This window comes from Anabaena sp. FACHB-595, from assembly GCF_048568275.1.
GTDB lineage: Bacteria > Cyanobacteriota > Cyanobacteriia > Cyanobacteriales > Nostocaceae > Trichormus.
In genome coordinates, this window is record NZ_CP183473.1 from 2356042 (window position 1) to 2374237 (window position 18196).

The 18196-nt window shown below is 40.4% G+C and carries 13 protein-coding genes; 5 read left to right on the plus strand and 8 right to left on the minus strand.

Annotation, left to right across the window (positions count from 1 at the left end):
* Window positions 1-51: 51 nt before the first annotated feature.
* The 3 genes from ACN222_RS09795 to ACN222_RS09805 are packed head-to-tail and all read right to left on the minus strand — an operon-like array spanning window position 52 to window position 5668.
* On the minus strand, window positions 52-876 hold the full coding sequence (locus tag ACN222_RS09795) for a pPIWI_RE module domain-containing protein (protein WP_126987690.1): 825 nt from the start codon (window positions 874-876) through the stop codon (window positions 52-54).
* A 23-nt stretch (window positions 877-899) separates the two neighbouring features.
* Entirely contained in the window at window positions 900-4529 is a 3630-nt protein-coding gene (locus tag ACN222_RS09800; RefSeq protein WP_096637132.1) for a hypothetical protein, read from the minus strand.
* Entirely contained in the window at window positions 4526-5668 is a 1143-nt protein-coding gene (locus tag ACN222_RS09805; protein WP_010996137.1) for a hypothetical protein, read from the minus strand. The genes ACN222_RS09800 and ACN222_RS09805 overlap by 4 nt, the downstream gene beginning before the upstream one ends.
* A 143-nt stretch (window positions 5669-5811) precedes the next feature.
* Here ACN222_RS09805 and ACN222_RS09810 point away from each other — a divergent pair, with 143 nt between their 5' ends.
* The 4 genes from ACN222_RS09810 to ACN222_RS09825 all read left to right on the plus strand — a co-directional run bounded on the left by ACN222_RS09810 (window position 5812) and on the right by ACN222_RS09825 (window position 9524).
* Window positions 5812-6177: a helix-turn-helix domain-containing protein gene (locus ACN222_RS09810; RefSeq protein WP_010996138.1), complete on the plus strand. Its 366-nt coding sequence runs from the start codon at window positions 5812-5814 to the stop codon at window positions 6175-6177.
* 2 nt (window positions 6178-6179) lie between these two features.
* Entirely contained in the window at window positions 6180-6725 is a 546-nt protein-coding gene (locus ACN222_RS09815) for an ImmA/IrrE family metallo-endopeptidase (protein ID WP_010996139.1), read from the plus strand.
* Window positions 6726-7024: 299 nt separating this feature from the next.
* The gene (locus tag ACN222_RS09820; RefSeq protein WP_010996140.1) at window positions 7025-8905 is read left to right on the plus strand and encodes an ABC transporter ATP-binding protein; all 1881 of its coding nucleotides are present in this window, start codon (window positions 7025-7027) and stop codon (window positions 8903-8905) included.
* Window positions 8906-9005: 100 nt separating this feature from the next.
* Complete coding sequence (locus ACN222_RS09825) at window positions 9006-9524, plus strand: hypothetical protein (RefSeq protein ID WP_010996141.1); 519 nt, start codon at window positions 9006-9008, stop codon at window positions 9522-9524.
* A gap of 14 nt (window positions 9525-9538) precedes the next feature.
* On the opposite strand, the gene ACN222_RS09830 is transcribed toward ACN222_RS09825, so the two are convergent.
* Both ACN222_RS09830 and ACN222_RS09835 read right to left on the minus strand, forming a co-directional pair.
* On the minus strand, window positions 9539-10600 hold the full coding sequence (locus ACN222_RS09830) for a glycosyltransferase family 2 protein (protein ID WP_010996142.1): 1062 nt from the start codon (window positions 10598-10600) through the stop codon (window positions 9539-9541).
* Window positions 10601-11126: 526 nt separating this feature from the next.
* On the minus strand, window positions 11127-12104 hold the full coding sequence (locus ACN222_RS09835; RefSeq protein ID WP_010996143.1) for a sucrase ferredoxin: 978 nt from the start codon (window positions 12102-12104) through the stop codon (window positions 11127-11129).
* A 1090-nt stretch (window positions 12105-13194) separates the two neighbouring features.
* On the opposite strand from ACN222_RS09835, the gene ACN222_RS09840 reads away from it, so the two are divergent.
* Window positions 13195-14145 carry an ROK family protein gene (locus tag ACN222_RS09840; RefSeq protein WP_044521163.1) on the plus strand — a complete coding sequence of 317 codons (951 nt, stop codon included), beginning with the start codon at window positions 13195-13197 and terminating at the stop codon, window positions 14143-14145.
* A gap of 38 nt (window positions 14146-14183) precedes the next feature.
* Here the strand turns inward: ACN222_RS09840 and ACN222_RS09845 are convergent, their stop codons facing one another.
* From ACN222_RS09845 to glyQ, 3 genes are all read right to left on the minus strand, one after another.
* Window positions 14184-16517 (minus strand): ComEC/Rec2 family competence protein, encoded by a 2334-nt coding sequence (locus ACN222_RS09845; protein WP_044521166.1) that lies wholly within the window; start codon window positions 16515-16517, stop codon window positions 14184-14186.
* Between the two features lie 125 nt (window positions 16518-16642).
* Entirely contained in the window at window positions 16643-17128 is a 486-nt protein-coding gene (locus ACN222_RS09850; protein ID WP_010996146.1) for a DUF4079 domain-containing protein, read from the minus strand.
* Window positions 17129-17232: 104 nt separating this feature from the next.
* Window positions 17233-18117, minus strand: a complete 885-nt coding sequence (gene glyQ, locus ACN222_RS09855) for a glycine--tRNA ligase subunit alpha (RefSeq protein ID WP_010996147.1) — start codon at window positions 18115-18117, stop codon at window positions 17233-17235.
* Between the last annotated feature and the right edge of the window lie 79 nt (window positions 18118-18196).

Sequence of the window (18196 nt, forward strand, 5' to 3'; positions counted from 1 at the left end):
ACTATTAGACTTTTATCCCTCTCCGTATTATCTCTTGGTCTTGTTCACAAATCAAATAGGATTCCTATATCTCTGGCAACTTAAATGTAAGAAAATCCAAGGTTTGATCTGACTAATTTCATTAAACCTTCCTGCTTGAGTTTGTAAGCGAAAATCTAAGCGATAGACAAAATATCCTGTCCTTTCCTTGCCGTTCTCATCTAGGTAAAAGGCAACAAATGGTTGACTAACTAGGAATAGTCCCGTTCTTCCTGAACCATCGCCTTGTGCTTTTCTCCAGCGAATTTCTTGCTCTCTTTGTCCAGAGCGAATAACACAGGCTTTTCCATGCAATATAGTTGCAAGTAGGCTGGGTATAGCTTGAAATCCAAGTCCTTTTTCGGCGTTAATATTTTGGATCAGGGTTTCTGTTGGTATTGATTGCCAAAACCAATTAGAGGGAAATATGTCTATTTTTTCTAGGAAGCGATCGCAAACACTAGCGACCTGATCTGTTTTTCCCTTACCAGAAAATTGCTTTGTCCATTCCTGCGCCCAAATACTCACTAACTCATGTATTTGTTCTGGTGTGGGAACTCGAAGGGGATTTTCATTTGTGCCTACAGCTAAAGCTCGATAATCACCTCTATCAAAATACTCAAAACCATGAGTTAAAGTTGATGCACAGGCAACTAAACCATTATTCAACTGTCTGTAAGGTACATGAACCTTTTTTTTGCGATTTGGGGATAAAACCTCTTCCATGCTGTTACGAAATTCCGCAATAATTTCGGCAAATGGAAACTGAAGTATCGCAATTTGCAAATTTTTTAAAGCATCTTCCCGAAGCGTCATTCGCGCCAGTAAAAGGGAATTTGAATCAGATTTTTTAGGCATTGTCAACTCCTGCACGCAAAAAGCTAAAAATATAGGTCATTAATTGTTTCCATCGCCTCAGCAAGAGGCTGATAAAGTGCATTGCCCACGCTGTTTTCCTCGCTGGCATAGTCGCAAATTCGTAATATCATGGCGACGAGTAGGCTTGTTTGTTCAGTATCATTTTCATTCAGTTCAGGATTAGCTATTCTGGCAGCACTCTTAGGGGCCCAAGCAGCATCAACGAAATAAGCACGAAATGGCACACCGCCACGCAACAGACGACCAACGGCTTGAATGACTAACCCAGCAGTAGTTGCAGCCAAATCAAATCTTGGATAAGCAAGTAATTCCTTATCATCACGTAGAGTTTTATAGTATGAGCGCTGTTCAACCGATCGCCAATAACGCGCTGCTAGTTGCCGCACTTTTTCTGCACGTTGAACGACTCCATCTCCCTGTAACCAGGCTGTAAAGGCATCTTTATCCACCCAGTCTAAAGCGCGTCGATTCATTTCTTGGGCGATCGCTTGTGTATCATGGGGATGGGGATAGGGACGAGTTAGAAAGTAAACGCTACCAAATGCGGCTTTACCATTGCCATTCAAAATATTGAAGCCACGCCCCATCGCACTCATCGGCGCAACTAAAATTCTGCCGTTGGTTTGCCCGAAAGTTTCAATATCTGCACGATTGAGCGCACCTTTGTCAGTTGGTTGTAGAAGTCGGTCTATTTCATCAAAGTCATTCTCTGTGTATGTATCTGTATTATCAGGGACTAAATGATAAACAGAGTCCTGCATACTTGACCAGCAATTACCAATTTCCTTGGCTACCCAACGGGCTTGATCATAGGAGTTGACTAATAATAAAATACGATCGCGATCGCGCCAGTGGTAATTTGCATCATCACCAAGATGTCTCAATTCCTTAAGTTCTTGACCTAGATGACCTGTACCGTTACTACCAATAAGCGATCGCGCTATTTCTTGAAATAAGCCCATTTTTTTTCGTTCAGCGCTACCGGAAATACGCAGGGGTTGGTTCTTTTGGTCGAATTGAGGCAGAAACTTGAAGTAACTTTGAGCGATCGCTTTTATTGCCTCTTGTTCCGGCATTAAAATACCCTGCGGATTACCAACGTGAAAGCTAGTAGAATGTGGTAAATATGATGTTCCAGAAAGTGCCAGCACATTAGGCCCGCGTTGTCCATTAAAGTCTGTTAGTAAATGATGAAAGTTAAGAATATAGCAACGTCCAATATTTGTATAAGCAAACAATGTTAGGGCATTATTACTACGATTCTTGGATTTTTTATCGCTCTCATTGTCTTTAGAGTAATATGTGCCGAATTGTCGTCCTGTAAGGGGTAGCGGCAAAATATTCAACATCGCCGTCGGCATACGCTGATGGGGTGAATCATCGGTAATTGATTGGGGCCGATTTTGCCACTCATAGAAGACAATGCGCGTGTGTCTATCCAAAAGAGCGATCGTCAGCGCGAATTGTAGGCGATAAGCCAAAGTTTCTATAGTATCTACCTCATTCTCATTGCTTGATTGTGGCGAACTGTGCTGACGATTCTCTAATTCTGTTCGCAACCGTTCTAAACGCCTTTGTGTATTCGGAAAAAATTCCAGAATCCAAGCTCTGCAAGCTATGTATATTTTGTCATCTAATGCGCTTTCACCAGTGCTGTTAATTTCCTGCATAAGCGCTGCCAGACGATACACTGGATTTTGACTTGGGTTTTCAGGAGAATCCATCCGTAAAGGATCTTCCTCGTTGAGTAGTGCATCAAAATAACGCACAATTGGCTTTATCAGTCGAGCATTGGCTTGCGAATGGGCTTCTGGGGTTTCTGGAGATTCAAATTCTTCTAATCCCGCCAGACGACGGGCAAATTTAAACAGCAGAGTGTTGGGTGTAAAGTAACCGCGTTTAATCCAATCTCGTAGAATCTGATGTCCAAAATGTTTATCAAGTAGCGTTAGTGTGGCTGTAATTGCTTTTTGGGCATCACGTTCTGCACCAGTCCATCTCTGAGTTAACGGGGGCATCACACGGTTAGTTGTGGAAAATTGTTCTGTTTTCACGCCAATATCATCAAAAACCCCGTTTTTACCACCATCAGTAAGCACCACCTCCTCAGCGTAGGTGTCATCAAACCACTTAATAACCGTCTCTACTTCATCAAAAACAACAAAATCTGATTGTTCGTAGACGAGTTCACCTATTTTCATAGGACGCAACTCTAGATGGCGTGGTAATCCTGCCATTGCCATTGCGCCTGGAGTTGTAATCCAAACACGGGCATTTGGCATATCATGATAAACCTGTTGGGATGGACATTTGGCAAAGAATGGACACAAATAAAATGAACCTCTGCTTTTACTTCGTCTGGCGCGTAGGCGTAGCCCGTCGTAGACATCGCTTGCAGGCATTTTTTGCAGAGAGTAACAAGGTTCTGTTCCTGGTTTGAGGGGTTTGTTATTTAAAAATTCCTGAAAGGAACGCTTATTAATCTGACCCTGTAGAGGACAAGCTGTGCCTAACCAACGTTCACCCCAGTGAGGCTGTCCACGTTGCTGATGTTCAAGATAATCCTTCGACGTAGAGAAACTCCGCAGGTGTGCATCCCGTTTACTGCGCCCCAAGATTGGTACTGCTATCGGCTCATCATTCTCTGGGTCGTCACAGAACCACCAATTGATTTGGTTAGCTAATTTAATCGCTGATTGCACATCACTAACGACTAAGGTGATGCGGCGATCGCCATGATGTCGCACAATATTTACAGTCAGCAATTGCGAAAAGGTGGTCTTTCCAGAGGCAACCATACCAGCAATGTTTGTGAAGCCATCTAACTCTAGAATCCGCTCCTCTTGCTGAAGCAGTGTGGCATTTTCCTGTACTCTGTGGAAATTAATTTTGCGGAAGCGATTTACCCAATGTCCTTTGGCGGTTTCATCCCACCCATATTGTCGGGTTAACGCTTCCTCTCGTTCATCAATCCAGGCTGCATCTTGCTCTAAATCTGAAATGCGGAGGGAAAAAGAACTGCGAGAACGAGATGTGGCAAACCAGGGTAAGTGCTGTATCTGTGCATTACGTACCTGTTGCTGGGTAAATTTGATTGGGACTATAACTGTCTGTTCTCCTGTCTTCGCCTCGAATTGATAAGCAACGTCAAGCTCTACTTGCTGAACTTTACGAAGCCGGAAATTCAAATTGGCTATTAAACACCGTTCATATACATCTTGATTTGCTGGATGTCTGAGGTTTTTAGCAGCATGAATAATATAGATATCCCAATTTTGCGGTGTGAAATCTCCGTAGTTACGCCAATCTAAAGGAATCTTCAGATAAGAACGCAAGGCAGCTAACCAAGCGAAGCGGGCAGAAAATGGAGCAATTTGACGAGCGTTGGCGATCGCTTTTCTTGCCATCTCATCTAAGTTTTGTAAACGCGGATGTCTTAAGGGCATCCCACTCAAAACCGCCCAAGGTGCAGTAACTGGCTCATCATCGAGTCCCAAACGCTCCATCAGCACAAAGCAAAGCTCTACCTGAAGTAGCAATTCAGCCTGAATACGCTCCAAGCCTTCATCCTTCAACTGTTCGAGGCGGTCTATAAACTCTCTTGGTAGCTCAAATAAGGTCTTCTGGCTCATTGGCTATTCCCCTCCAGCAAGCTTTCAATTTTATTAATCACTCGTTTCTCAAAAACAGCATCACTCAAAAGATGAATACTGCTTGGCAGTTTTGCCGCCTGCTCCCGAAGAATTTCTAGATAATTCTGTGTTTGTTGCAAACGTTCGATAGGAATGACATAAAAACTTTCGTGATAACGTAAATCTCCCTCGCTGAATAGAGGTGTTAACTTCGGTGCTAACTTGTAGGGACTTTGATAATCCTTAATATCTACAGCCCAGGTTGTTTGGTCACAGAAGCACAGTTGTAAGTCATAGCGATCAATGCCAGGGTAAAGATGAATGGCGCAAAGCTGTTGTGGGAATTTACTTTGTAGTTCTGCCAAAATCTCAAATAACCGTATTTCCGGTATTCCTGGTAAACAGATACGCAAGTGAATCCCAAACTTCAAGCGACACAACCCATGTTGCCATGTAATCTTTTTCACATAAGGCAGACTTTGCCGATGGTCGTTGCAAACACTAGGTTTAATACCACGTAGCTTGCCATACTTTTTAAACAAAGGGCCGCAGCGATCGCAATTCCAGGAAGGCTCTTCTATTTCACACTCATCATAGAGTTCTCCAACTTCTTGGATGTGAATATATTTTGTTTTCAAAAATACTTTGCGGATATGTGCCTTAGTTGTGTATCGATTCTCAATCAGAAATCGACGCAGTAAAACATATTCCCTTTGCACACTTTCAGGATTACTATCGTTGTTATATAACTCTTGTAAACGTGCCAAAATTCTTTGAAATTGGAGATTTTCTATAGCAATCTGCTGAGTTGTAGCAGTTGCGGACTCTGATAATTTTGTCCGCTCAAGCAGTTCTTCATAAAAGTATCGATTTGCTTCTTCACTAAGTCCTCCTTCGTAAAGTAAGCCAAAATCTGAGTCAAATTCTTTTGGTATGAAGCGCCTTGGATACCAAGTTTTCACAGGTTTTTCCAGTAGAACTAAAAGACCATTCAGAGTACGCGGATATGGTACAGCAGTTAACTCTAGTGCTAGTTTATTCAGACCATGACGTAGTAGTTCTGGATATGGATACTTGCCATCTCGGCGGACAAACTCTGCTAAACCAATAACAAGACTGTTAAATTCGCTAATTTCCATAAGCGATCATCCTTCTTTGAGAGGATTTACTCAGCACCACGCTTTTTTCATTCATGATACATTTGTTGCACATACCATACAGGATTATTTATGGTGTGTCAACTAAGAAACGATTGATTTTTACGTGACGCAAGGATAGGAGAATGGGAAGTTATCTAGATATAGAACGCTTGGCGAGCCTAGTTCGCAAAAAGCGAGGTAGTAGAGGGTTGCGAGAAACTTCGGTAGAAATTGGGAATGTAAGTCCATCTACTCTATCAAGGGTAGAGAGCGGTAGAATGCCGGACATGGAAACATTTTTAGCGCTTTGTAACTGGCTACAAGTACCACCTGCGGAGTTATTTAGAACTACGGAGGAGGATCAACCAGATACGCCTGAAGCGATCGCAATTCAATTACGAGCCGACAAAAAACTTGATCCAGCGATCGCCAATGCTTTAGCGTCCTTAGTCAAAGCAGCCTATCGAGACCTTTCGCAACAAGATGACGAATTGAAGCAAGACCCATAACTATGTCATTAATTGAAAAACTGTCGACAGACTTTAGACAACGCTGTGAGGTAATCACTACTGAACAACGCAGCTTAATTCAATTGAAAGCTTTTGAGCGATTGCCAGCAAACACCCTAGCCGCTAAATTAGGGGCAACAGTCTTGACACCTGATCAGTTTCCCAATTTACCAGCAGAGCAAGTACAAAGATTACTTGCCAGTGATGAGTGGTCAGGAGCAATTGTATGCGATCGCCCCCTAATAATTGTTTATAATCCCCTTCACGCAGATACAAGATACGAATCAAATGTGATGCACGAAATAGCTCATGTATTGTTAAATCATAAGCGGGTTGGTTTCGATCCATTAACAGGGCTACCAAAACGTCAACAAATTAACGAAGATGAAGCCACTTATTTAGGAGGATGCCTGCAAATTCCCAAACGTGGTTTACTATGGGCAACACAAAGAAAAATGCTCTTATCTGAGATTGCGGTATATTTTGGTGCTAGTGAAGCTATGGTACAGTTTCGCAGTAATGTAACTAACGTACCTGTAAGATACTAAGGTTCTATCAAATACAAACTATTATCTGCTTGCCATTGTGATTGAGAGATGGCGTAGTAAGCTAGCTTTTGATACTTCATGGCTATTTTCTCAATTACTCGTCTTGATGCTATGTTTTCTGGAAGAGCGATCGCTACTATTTTCGAGAGTCACCTAGAGTAAAGCATCTGAGTCTTAATCTTACGGTTTCTATCTCAGGCATTGCATCACAACGAAAGCGCACTTTACCTTCAGACAGGTGTTTTTCTAATCAAACAATTTACACACAGTCTATTAAAAATTAATATAATGCTCCTACTATGAGCATCTACCAACTTTCCCAAAAATCTTACAAACGAAACCGTTGGCGTAACAATGACTGGCGGCTGTTTTCCCGTTTGGTTCCTTACGCCCGGCGTAATACTAAACTCCTAATTCTGGCAATGGTACTGCTATTACCACTTGCTTTGGCTAATGCCGTACAACCCTTGTTAATTGGACAAGCTGTATCCTTAATTCGTAAGGAATCTAGCGCATACGAGTTTTTGAGAAATCGCCCCTTGTCCCAAGGGCTACATATAATTGAGGGAGTCTTACTCTTTACAATTGTTGTTCGTTTAGCGTTGACGGGTTACCAAGGCTATTTGTTACAGAAGTTAGGGCAAAAAATTACAGCCGCTATTCGCCAAGACTTATTTCATCATGTAACTTCTCTGGCAGTCCGTTTCTTCGACCGTACACCCGTTGGTAAACTAATTACCCGACTCACCAGTGATGTAGAAGTATTGGGAGACGTATTTTCCACTGGTGCTATTGGCATCGTCTCTGACGTAGTTTTGATGGTGGTCATTACTGGTTTAATGTTTTCTATCCAGTGGCAACTTGCTTCTTTGCTCCTGGTGATGTTGTTACCAGTTACTTGGTTAATTATTTACTTCCAACAAGAGTACCGCAAAGCTAATTACAAAGCGAGGGAAGAACTCTCTTTATTGAATTCCCAGCTACAAGAGAATGTTTTGGGGATTAACGTAGTCCAGTTATTCCGCCGGGAAAAGTTTAATGCTGAGTTATTTCGGACTACTAACCAACGCTATACCAAACAGGTAGATCAAACTATCTTTTTTGATTCGGCTGTTTCCGCAACTCTGGAATGGATTGGCTTAATTGCGATCGCTGGTGTATTGTGGGTGGGTGGATGGTTACTTTCAGACAATCAAGTTGATTTTGGGACTTTATCGACCTTTATTTTATACGCCCAACGCTTATTCGACCCTTTACGAGATTTTGCGGAAAAATTCACCGTGATTCAATCTGGATTTACGGCCATTGAACGGGTTAGCGACATTTTAGATGAACCGATAGAAATAAGCGATCGCTCCAACTCTCGTTTTTCCGTTTTTGATGCTAAATTTGGTTACATTGATGAAATTGTGGCTGATTTGGAATCTCAAAATATCAGCGACACTCCAAACATGGGAGAAATACGTTTTGAACACGTTTGGTTTGCCTATAAAGACGATGATTACGTCATCAAAGACTTAGACTTTATTATTCGTCCTGGCGAAAAAGTTGCATTAGTAGGGCCTACTGGCGCAGGTAAAAGTTCTATCATCCGTCTTTTATGTCGTCTCTACGAACCCACCCAAGGACGTATCTTAGTCGATGGAATTGATATCCGCGAGTTACCTCAAGCAGAATTACGCCGTTATATGGCGGTAATTTTACAAGAGGGTTTTTTATTTGCTGGTAATGTCAAAAGCAACATTACTTTAGGTGATTACTATACTTTTGAGGAAATTCAAGCAGCCGCACAACAAACAAATATTGCCGAATTTATCGAAGAACTACCCTTAGGTTACGATACTAAATTGCGAGAACGGGGTACAAATCTTTCTAGTGGACAAAAGCAACTGTTAGCTTTTGCTCGTGCAGCTATTCGCAATCCTCAAATTTTGGTTCTAGATGAAGCCACTGCAAGTCTCGATGTTGGTACAGAAGCCTTAGTGCAGGAAGCATTAAACGAATTATTAATTGGGCGAACTGCCATCATTATTGCCCACCGCCTGTCTACAATTCGCAACGTAGATAGAATTTTTGTGTTAAAACGTGGTGAATTAGTGGAACAAGGTAGCCATGAGGAACTGTTAAATTCAGGAGGGCTTTATTCTACTCTGCATAATCTCCAAATGCTGGGAACCTAGTTGATGAGTTATCCAAAAAAAGGTAGCTCTAATATCTCATATGGTTACATATCAAAATCATTTGCTAAAGATCAAATATTAGTATCTAAGGTTTTTCAGGATGAATATAATTTCATTTAGGCTTTTAATCCTGGGTGCTGGTATTACTCTAGTACCTCTGTTATCCAGCTTAAGTACCTCTGCACAAAATCCATCACAAAATATTGAGCTAAAAGTTTATAGCGAAAATGAACAAAAACAAAGTTGTCCAGACAAAGTTTCGGTTACTGAAAAACCCCGACCTTATCAAGAAGGTAGTTTTACAACGGATGGCTCTGTTAACTTGAGTGCCTACGCTAGTAACATTTCAGTGCTTACTAGCAATAACTTTAGCGTTACATGGGTGGGAAAATTGAAGCCGAGATATACCAAATGCTCGGCATCTGCTGGGATGTCCAAGTTTGATGGACAAGACTACTCTGGAAACATTAATTATTTACGAATGCACTTTGTTAAAGGCAAAGTTTACTTTATCTTAGATTTGGCAGGTGGTTCTGATCCTAATAATTATCCCCTAGTGGTGCTAAAAAATAGTTTAAAAAATGGCAATCCAGCTTGGTCTTGGGGTGGCTCTGATTAGCATCAAGTAAATCACTAATTTCTTGTATTTTCTTGACCTTGATTTATTTCTTGTTTGTACTGAATATAGTTTTTATTTACTTTTATAAACCCCAGTTCTAACAACTGATTAATATTTCTATATTCAATTGAATTATGCGAATGTAGAATTAATGTATTGTTCTCTAGTAGTACTTCCTGATAGCGTTTGTATTCTGAAGAATTGTTGTAATACTGTTTTTCTCGTACCGCTTTATCAACCACTTGTGTAAACTGAGGCAGAAATTTATAATGGAACATAACACAAGTAATATCTGCTATGTTTGCCCATTGTACTAGATGGCTACCAACTAACTGTAATCGAAAGTTTGGCTTCAATAATGCAAACTTTGAGAGGAAAGGTGAGTTATTAAATACTCTGTTGCGAACGCCACCATAATGTAACTTTAAATTAGCCTTATCCTTCATTTTATTACTCAGTCCAGAAGGTAACAATTTCTCTTCGATATCTGCGATTTCAAACCATCGATGCGATTGCAGAAAGTCAAGATTTTTCCCATTACTCTGTGTTTGAATTGCTCCACGAGGAAACATATCTAGCATCTGTCCCATTACAGCATTATATCTGTGGATATCCAGCCATGCTAATAAGTCTCTAAACGAAATTTCATCAGAGCATGGATAATCAAAGAATTCATCACAATCCACTAGCAGACACCAGCGATTAAACGAATAATGATCAATCAAGAACTGACGCATATCGCGTTTATATTCTGCAAAACTTAAATGGCACTCCACAATAGTAACCTGTTTATATTTAGCAGCCCGCGAGATGGTTCCATCTTTTGAACCATTGTCCATCAAGACGATATGTTTAACACCTAGTGCTAGGTAATGTTGAATAAAAGATTCAATATAGTCTTCACAGTCTCGAACAACAGAAAGAACGGTACAATCAGACTTACTCCACCAAGTCAATCTCTTACCATGAATGTGTTTTACATTTAACCATACATAAAAATATGAGCGTAGTCTTTCAAGCAGACGTGTAAATTGTTTTTTCCTATATTGGAGATGTTGTACTAGATTGTTAAGCATTTGTTTCAACTCACTCAATACATAATATTGGCGGTTTAACAGCCCCAGGATACAATTTCCACAAGCGAAGATACCGCCAAGTATCAACAACTGTTTAGCAATTAAAGACGAATTACGAGTATTTTTACTTACTACTACTTAATATCTGAGTGAGTATAACCGTAATTTCACCCTTAGCTATCAATATTATGTATGAATTACGTATTTTCCACCATAAATTTCTGAGATATTTATCTATACAGCATTCAGGCTTGATGGCGCAGGTGATATCTGCTTCGCCAGCCATAGAGTTGGTTGGGAAAATACTGGTACCTTCAGGGAGAACTTCACATGGTTAACAATATAGTGGCGTGGCAAGAGCTTAAAATAATTTATGAAAAATAAAGCAAAAGTATTGATTTATCTCAATTTTCTCAAAAATACATTGCAATATTTTAGCTTTGCCACGCCAATAGGCTCATAAGACGATGTGTGTAGCGATCGCTCTCAGTAGATAAATCCTCTGATATAATATAAATTATGATTTCTACTTACTAAGAGTTAGGACATTTTCCGTAACTAACCCAAGATCGGCTACAGCGTATTTGACAATCGTTGAAGTTTGGTTAGCACTACAAGAACTCTTCACACTGATAGTCCTATCTATATCTTTGATCAATTTAGCTCGATATGTATACAAAGAGCTAGAGCCTTGCTCAAAAGTTAATTCACCCACCATAGTATTGTTGTCCAAACTTTGCTCTAAAATCTTGGCTGAAACTCTGTAATTAAACCAACTCCATCCATGACTCAACATTAAATCTCTTTCTAGAACTTGAATAACTGGTGGTAAAATTCCCCAACCTCGATATACTTTTTTTAGACTTTGAATATCGCCAGTACGTGTCAAGATTGATAGAAAAGAATCCTGATCTAAAAGCCCATAATATCTCCCTTCCGGTAAGTCTATTGCTGTGGGTGCGAATCTATGACCACCAATGTGAGTTGATTGCCAAATTCGGACATTTTCTAACTTCAAATTGGAGATAGTAGCGTTAGCATGGAAATAAAAAGAATTACCATATCTAGCACAACACTTATCATAACTACCGTGTGTACAAACTAAAATATCTCTCGTTATATTTGTTTCTATATCAGACTCTGGTCGCTTACCCCATAACCATTTTTTGACAATACCAGCTACTTGCTCAATGTGCGTTAATTTAAATTCATGCTTGAAATATCCACGACTTAAGCCTTCTTGTTTTTGATAAATTAAGAGGGTTGTATGATCTGCTTTATGGGTAAGATCATTAGCAATTAAAAGAAACCTAATTGGTAGTTTAGCTTTGTATACTTCTTCTACCAGCATCTGTAAATTATTCGGAACCCATCTCGAACTGAAAGCATTTTTTAGCCAGGGTTGAGGACACTCAACAAGAATATATGTTTGGTAATCAGTACCACTACCAATGATATCTTCCTCTACTTTCCTTGTGTAGTCTGAACAAAAAATATTACTCATTTTTCTATACTAATTTATTTTTCTTGTTGACGAATTAATGAAAAACAGTATTGTTTTCCACATTACAAAATTCCCATTTCAAAAAGTCAAAACTAATCCTTTTTATTTAAGGACTAACCCCAGGTAGGCACTTTATAACATTATTTTCAATCAGCGTCCTCCCTATTAAGAATAATTCTATATAAAATATCAATAACTTCCTGGTCATATCCGGTTAACATCTCCAAATGTTTAACTTGTCAGAAGCCACAAAGCAATAATTGACAGCTACGTATTTACTCAACTTGTTAGCAAATAGAGCAAGAATAGCAGTATTTATGACTAATTTACTGAGGTTATAACTTCTCATTGGAAAATAGATTTGAGGGAATTTACTGAATAAAAAATTAATATATTGATCACAAATTAATCCTAAAGATAGTTGAATTATGTTTTTCTGTAACTAGTATTGATTTAGACTTTTACTGTCTAAGTATCATGTCTTGGCAACAACGCTATTTTTTAGGAAGATGAAATTGATGGTGGCAGGTAATACATATTATTGAGAATTTTTATCAATAGTTTTATAAAAAAAGGTAGAAGGCTCAGGAGACGTTATGTTTTTAACTATCTCACATTCAGCACATTTAACTTTTGTCGGGAAAAGATGTTTTGAATTTCGTGTATTTATGTTTCAATCGTCTAAATACAGGTGAACTATCCAAAAATCTTAGTTTTTATGCGGACTGGACTTATAAGTTGGATATTAACCCTGTGTTTATTTTACTCAACTGTACACAGTGAGAAATAATTCTTTAGACAGCTACTATTGAATTTAACCTAAAGAAATCATAAATGCAAGTATTTATTAATATTTATGATGAATTTTAAATCCGTGTGTTTCACAAACCTACTTCTGGGCAAGGTTTATAAGCATTTAAATATAGAAAAATCCATATTTATAGCTATTGGATAAATCAATGTAAATAATAAAAATTCTCAATAGATAAGATTAAATGACATAACATCATAGATTTAACCAATGCACAGGTAAACTTTTTGCTGTGATGTCCTAGACTTAACCTGAATATTGGTTTTTGACGAAAAAATGATGAAATTAACTTTAGCGCTGGATTTTGGGGGAACGAAGCTAGCAGCAGGGTTAGTAAATGCTGATTCTAGAGAATGGTTGCGTTATGAACGTCGCTTTTCCCCAATTAATGGCGATGCTAACACAGACTTGGCAATTATGCGATCGCTCATTCACTCCTTACTCCAAGGTGCAACTCCCGTCGCCATTGGTGTTAGCTTCGGCGGCCCCGTAGACGCAACCACTGGGACTGTCAGACTATCTCATCACGTCCCTGGCTGGGAAAATATTCCCCTCAAAAGCTTGCTAGAGAAAGAGTTTGGTGTAACTACCAGTGTAGACAACGATGCCAACGTTGCGGCTTTAGGCGAACAGCACTTTGGCGCAGGCCAAGGATACGATAGCCTGTTTTACATTACCATCAGCACTGGTGTGGGTGGCGGGTGGATACTCAACGGTAAACCTTGGCGGGGTGCAGTTGGGATGGCTGGTGAAATTGGCCATATAGTTGTAGAACCTGCTGGGCCTATGTGTTTATGTGGTAAGCGTGGATGCGTAGAACGTTTAGCATCAGGGCCTTATATGGCGCAAAATGCCAAAGATATTTTAGAAAATCAACCAGAACGGGAAGACGGACAAATACTCAGAAATTTGGTAGGGAATAACTTAAATTTACTCACAGGTCAACTAATCAGCGAAGCGGCTATAAAAGGAGATCATCTAGCTCAAGCTGTTTTGCAAAAATCTGCTTGGGCTTTAGGTGTAGGTATCGGTAACGTAGCTAATCTCATTAACCCCCAACGTTTTATTTTAGGTGGTAGCGTCACCAAAGCAGGGGAAACTTGGTGGACTGTATTACAAGAAACAGCCAGATTCACAGCATTACCAGAAGTACCATTGGAAATCGTGCCGGCAGCATTAGCCGACGATGCACCATTATGGGGTGCTGTAGCTTTAGCCCAAAATCTTTAATCAACTTTCCTTGTTTCGGTGTGAAATAAAACCAAATATTACAAAACGGAAGACTTACTCTCAGACACCTGAGTAAACGATTCAAACTCACCATTGGGCATCCATTGAATAGCCCCATCTTGGGCTGTCACGAAAACTTTAGTTGATGTTTTACTGAGTTCAGATAAGACCGTACTCTCAAGACTACCAGAAGAAGCGATCGCCACCTGCGGTTTGAGCATCATGACTAAATCCTTTAAAGACTCAGCATTACACCACAAAACTTGAGGACTAGGCCAACCTCCAGCTTTCATAATTCTTTCTACCTCTTTCGGTTCCACATCCCCCACCAATAACCAACTCTGGCCTAACATTTGCAACTGCATCATTGGTTGTTCGTTGATTAATTGGGCTACCGTAGAACCAAGATTAATAGTTTGCCCAACAGGTAAAAGTTGATAAATGCCCTTTTGCTTTTGTAAGATTTGAGGTATGGCTTGATCTGCTAGAGAATTTTCCTTATTGGTAGCGTAGGCGTAAAAGTTTTTAATTGCCAAACGTTGCAGAACTTCTAACCAAGCATCATTATTATTGCGTTGAAAATCAGTAGCGATCGCCCAATCAATTTGATTCACACCTTGCTGCTGTAAAAAGGGTAAAATCGTAAAGCGTCCTGTACCCTCATCCCCACTATTAATTAAAGTAACTGTACCTCTATCTTGCACAACCACCACAGGTTCTGCCCCAGCTTCTAATACCGTAACCCGCGATAACGTACTTGCAGAATGCCAAGCGGGAAATAAAACCAAGCCAATAGCCATTAAACCTGCAAACCACCAGCGTTTCTGCCACCAGTTTACTAACCAAACCAGGAAAACTAGTCCATAAATTGCCAATAACTGCCAAGTTGAGATGCTACCTACAATCAATGAATTCCCTGGTAACTGGCTGAAAATTTCGACTAATTTAATTAACCAATCAGTGGGATAGTGGAGAAAACCTGCCACAAAGCTACCAGCACCAGACAAGATTAATGCAAACATCGCGCTGATAATTCCACCAATGCTAATAATTGAGATTAACGGTGTGGTAATAATATTTAGTAGCAAACTATAAGCAGGCACAACCCCAAACACGAATAGTTGCAACGGTAGAGTCCAAATTGTAGCAGCCAGAGGAACGGAAATCAAAGAGGCGATCGCTGGGGGAATCCAACCCAAAAAACTAGTAATCGCCGGGACACTCACCACTAATCCCAAAGTCGCTAAAAAACTTAACTGAAAACCTAAATCCCAAATCCACAAAGGATTAAATACTAATAATATAGTGGCGGCTAATAACAGTGAACCCAACTGTTTCACTTTCCTATCTAATGCCAAGCCCACCAAAGCAGCAAAACCCATAATCACAGCCCTAAGTACAGCAGGCTGAAATCCCGTTAAACTCAGGAAAATAATCAAAGCCAACGCACCCAGGCTAACCTGAGTCACCTTTTTTGCCCGCTTAGTTAGCTGTAAAATGACACTTAAAATCAGTGAAGTTTGAAACCCTGAAGCTGCCAAAGCATGGGCTAATCCTGCTTGTACAAATAAATCGCGGATATCGTAGGGTAAATCAACAGCTTTGCTACCCAGCACCATTGCACTGACAAGAGGCCCTTCTGGTATATCTAACCCCATAACTTGCGATCGCACAATCCGTTCTCGAATTTGCCACCATCCCCATTGTTCCTCTTCATCCAAAATATTAATCTGCCGTCCCATCAAGCCAGCAAATGTCCCCTCCCGCTCCAGATACTTTTTAAAATCAAAAGCCCCAGGGTTTGATGCAGCCTTCGGTTTATACAACACCCCTGTCACCGCAATTTCTTGCCCAGGATGTAAACCAGTAGCCTTGAGTATAGGCACAGTTACATATAACTTACCACTCGCCCCTTTTTGAGTTTCTTTCGTATCTTTCTGATTTCTCACTTCATCTAACTGAGATACTTGCAACCAAAATTGCCCCCTTTGGCTGCGAGTCAAGCGAGGATTACTAGCGACTTCCCCACGCACAATCACCAGTTGTTCTTGATTATTGCTATCTGATGAGACAAATTTACTAATATCCGTTGCTGTTGGTTGAGGTACACGCCATTGAAAATAAAAACTTGCTAACAACCCCACCAACCCAGCAATTAACCACACTCGTGGAAGCGGAGTTAGGAGTAAACTATTAGACACTACATCATTTGCTGATTTTTGTAGAAGTCGTTGTGGTTTTGCCCCTCTTCTCAAAAAGACTGCACACACAATTCCTAAGACTAAAATCCACACTCCACTCCCCGGAACTGCCGTAAATAACAATCCTAAAATGTAGCCAAGGCAGATAATGACACCACTAGTTTGAATCATAAGACTTCTTGCACAAGCACCTGATGGCAATCTTCTTGATACTTCTCGTGAAGTATAGTTCATCAGGTTTATACAAACAAAGCCCGCGCGTGCAGGCTTTGAATTATAAATGTTGTATCAACACATCACAGAGAAATACCCAAATTAAAGCCTAGAACAGCATGGACAAATAAGATAGCGATCGCCACACTGCCCAAATAAGCATGAGCTGCCCGTAAAATTTTTTTATCACCACCAAATCCACTCAAGGAAATTCCCCCATTAATGAGTAACAGTACCAACACAAGGGAACCAGTCCAAAAGTGAGGACTTTCAAATAGTGGTTTATGCTGCATCACCAAAGACAACACCCCACCTGTATAACCACCAGCCAAAAATAAAAACAGCAAAGGCGCTAGTTGTCTATGAGCAATTCGATTCTTCATTGCCCCATCCTTATCTGTCTCCTCCAGCCACTTACCCCGCCAACCAGCCCAAGCAACATAACTACCCAAAATAAAAATCACAATCGCCATCATCAAAGGATGTCCCCAATGTACAATCACTTCAGGAACCCCCAAAGAACGAAACCAAGCCGCAATCGGTTCTAAAACTTCACTCCAATTCACCATCTCTTTCGCACCATGAATATTTGTCAAACAAACACTTAACCCTCCTTTGTTTACAGAGGGTTAAGAAATATTACTAAGTTTTAACAAATATTAAGCACAAGTTTCTACCGTGCAACTGGGACATTTTTTAGCAAAGGGAAACCCAACTTCTCCCTTTGTTCAACATATAAATTAGCCACCTTCCGCGCCAAATGACGAATCCTTGCAATGTAACGAGTGCGTTCAGTTACAGAAATTACACCTCTCGCATCCAGCAAATTGAACGTGTGCGAACACTTCATCACATAATCCAAGCTAGGTAAAACCAAACCCCTCTCCGTTAACTGACTAGCTTCCTGCTCATACAAATTAAACAACGTCAGCAGCAACTCAGGATTAGACGCTTCAAAATTATAGGTACTCTGCTCAATCTCATTTTGCAGAAACACATCACCATAAGTAATATCATCCGTCCAATGAATCTTCGTAATCGCCTCCACCTCTTGCAGATACATTGCCAATCGCTCTAAACCATAAGTAATCTCAATGGACACCGGACGGCAATCAATACCCCCACACTGCTGGAAATAAGTAAACTGAGTAATTTCCATCCCATCCAACCAAACTTCCCAACCAGTACCCCAAGCGCCCACCGTCGCATCTTCCCAGTTATCTTCCACAAACCGAATATCATGGTCTTCTGGTCGAATACCCAAAGCCCGCAACGAATCAAGATAAATATCCTGAATATTATCTGGCGATGGCTTAATCAAAACTTGGTACTGATAATAATGTTGGAAACGATTTGGATTCTCGCCATAACGCCCATCGGTAGGACGACGACACGGTTCAATATAAGCTACAGCCCAAGGTTCCGGCCCCAACGCCCTTAAAAACGTGTGGGGATTTTTTGTTCCTGCACCCTTCTCAATATCATAAGGCTGGGCAATCAAACAACCCCGTTCAGCCCAGAACTGATGCAACGTAGCTATTACCGATTGAAAATTCATACTCTAACCTCCCTCAGTCAGCAAAATTCCTACACCATTGTTGCCTGAAAAGGGTGGCTGTGGGGGAATAGGGAGAGAC

Coding starts and splice junctions, on each gene's coding strand:
- ACN222_RS09795 (WP_126987690.1), bottom strand. CDS start 876: ATGCCTAAAAAATCTGATTCAAATTCCCTTTTACTGGCGCGAATGACG.
- ACN222_RS09800 (WP_096637132.1), bottom strand. CDS start 4,529: ATGAGCCAGAAGACCTTATTTGAGCTACCAAGAGAGTTTATAGACCGC.
- ACN222_RS09805 (WP_010996137.1), bottom strand. CDS start 5,668: ATGGAAATTAGCGAATTTAACAGTCTTGTTATTGGTTTAGCAGAGTTT.
- ACN222_RS09810 (WP_010996138.1), top strand. CDS start 5,812: ATGGGAAGTTATCTAGATATAGAACGCTTGGCGAGCCTAGTTCGCAAA.
- ACN222_RS09815 (WP_010996139.1), top strand. CDS start 6,180: ATGTCATTAATTGAAAAACTGTCGACAGACTTTAGACAACGCTGTGAG.
- ACN222_RS09820 (WP_010996140.1), top strand. CDS start 7,025: ATGAGCATCTACCAACTTTCCCAAAAATCTTACAAACGAAACCGTTGG.
- ACN222_RS09825 (WP_010996141.1), top strand. CDS start 9,006: ATGAATATAATTTCATTTAGGCTTTTAATCCTGGGTGCTGGTATTACT.
- ACN222_RS09830 (WP_010996142.1), bottom strand. CDS start 10,600: ATGCTTAACAATCTAGTACAACATCTCCAATATAGGAAAAAACAATTT.
- ACN222_RS09835 (WP_010996143.1), bottom strand. CDS start 12,104: ATGAGTAATATTTTTTGTTCAGACTACACAAGGAAAGTAGAGGAAGAT.
- ACN222_RS09840 (WP_044521163.1), top strand. CDS start 13,195: ATGAAATTAACTTTAGCGCTGGATTTTGGGGGAACGAAGCTAGCAGCA.
- ACN222_RS09845 (WP_044521166.1), bottom strand. CDS start 16,517: ATGATTCAAACTAGTGGTGTCATTATCTGCCTTGGCTACATTTTAGGA.
- ACN222_RS09850 (WP_010996146.1), bottom strand. CDS start 17,128: ATGGTGAATTGGAGTGAAGTTTTAGAACCGATTGCGGCTTGGTTTCGT.
- glyQ (WP_010996147.1), bottom strand. CDS start 18,117: ATGAATTTTCAATCGGTAATAGCTACGTTGCATCAGTTCTGGGCTGAA.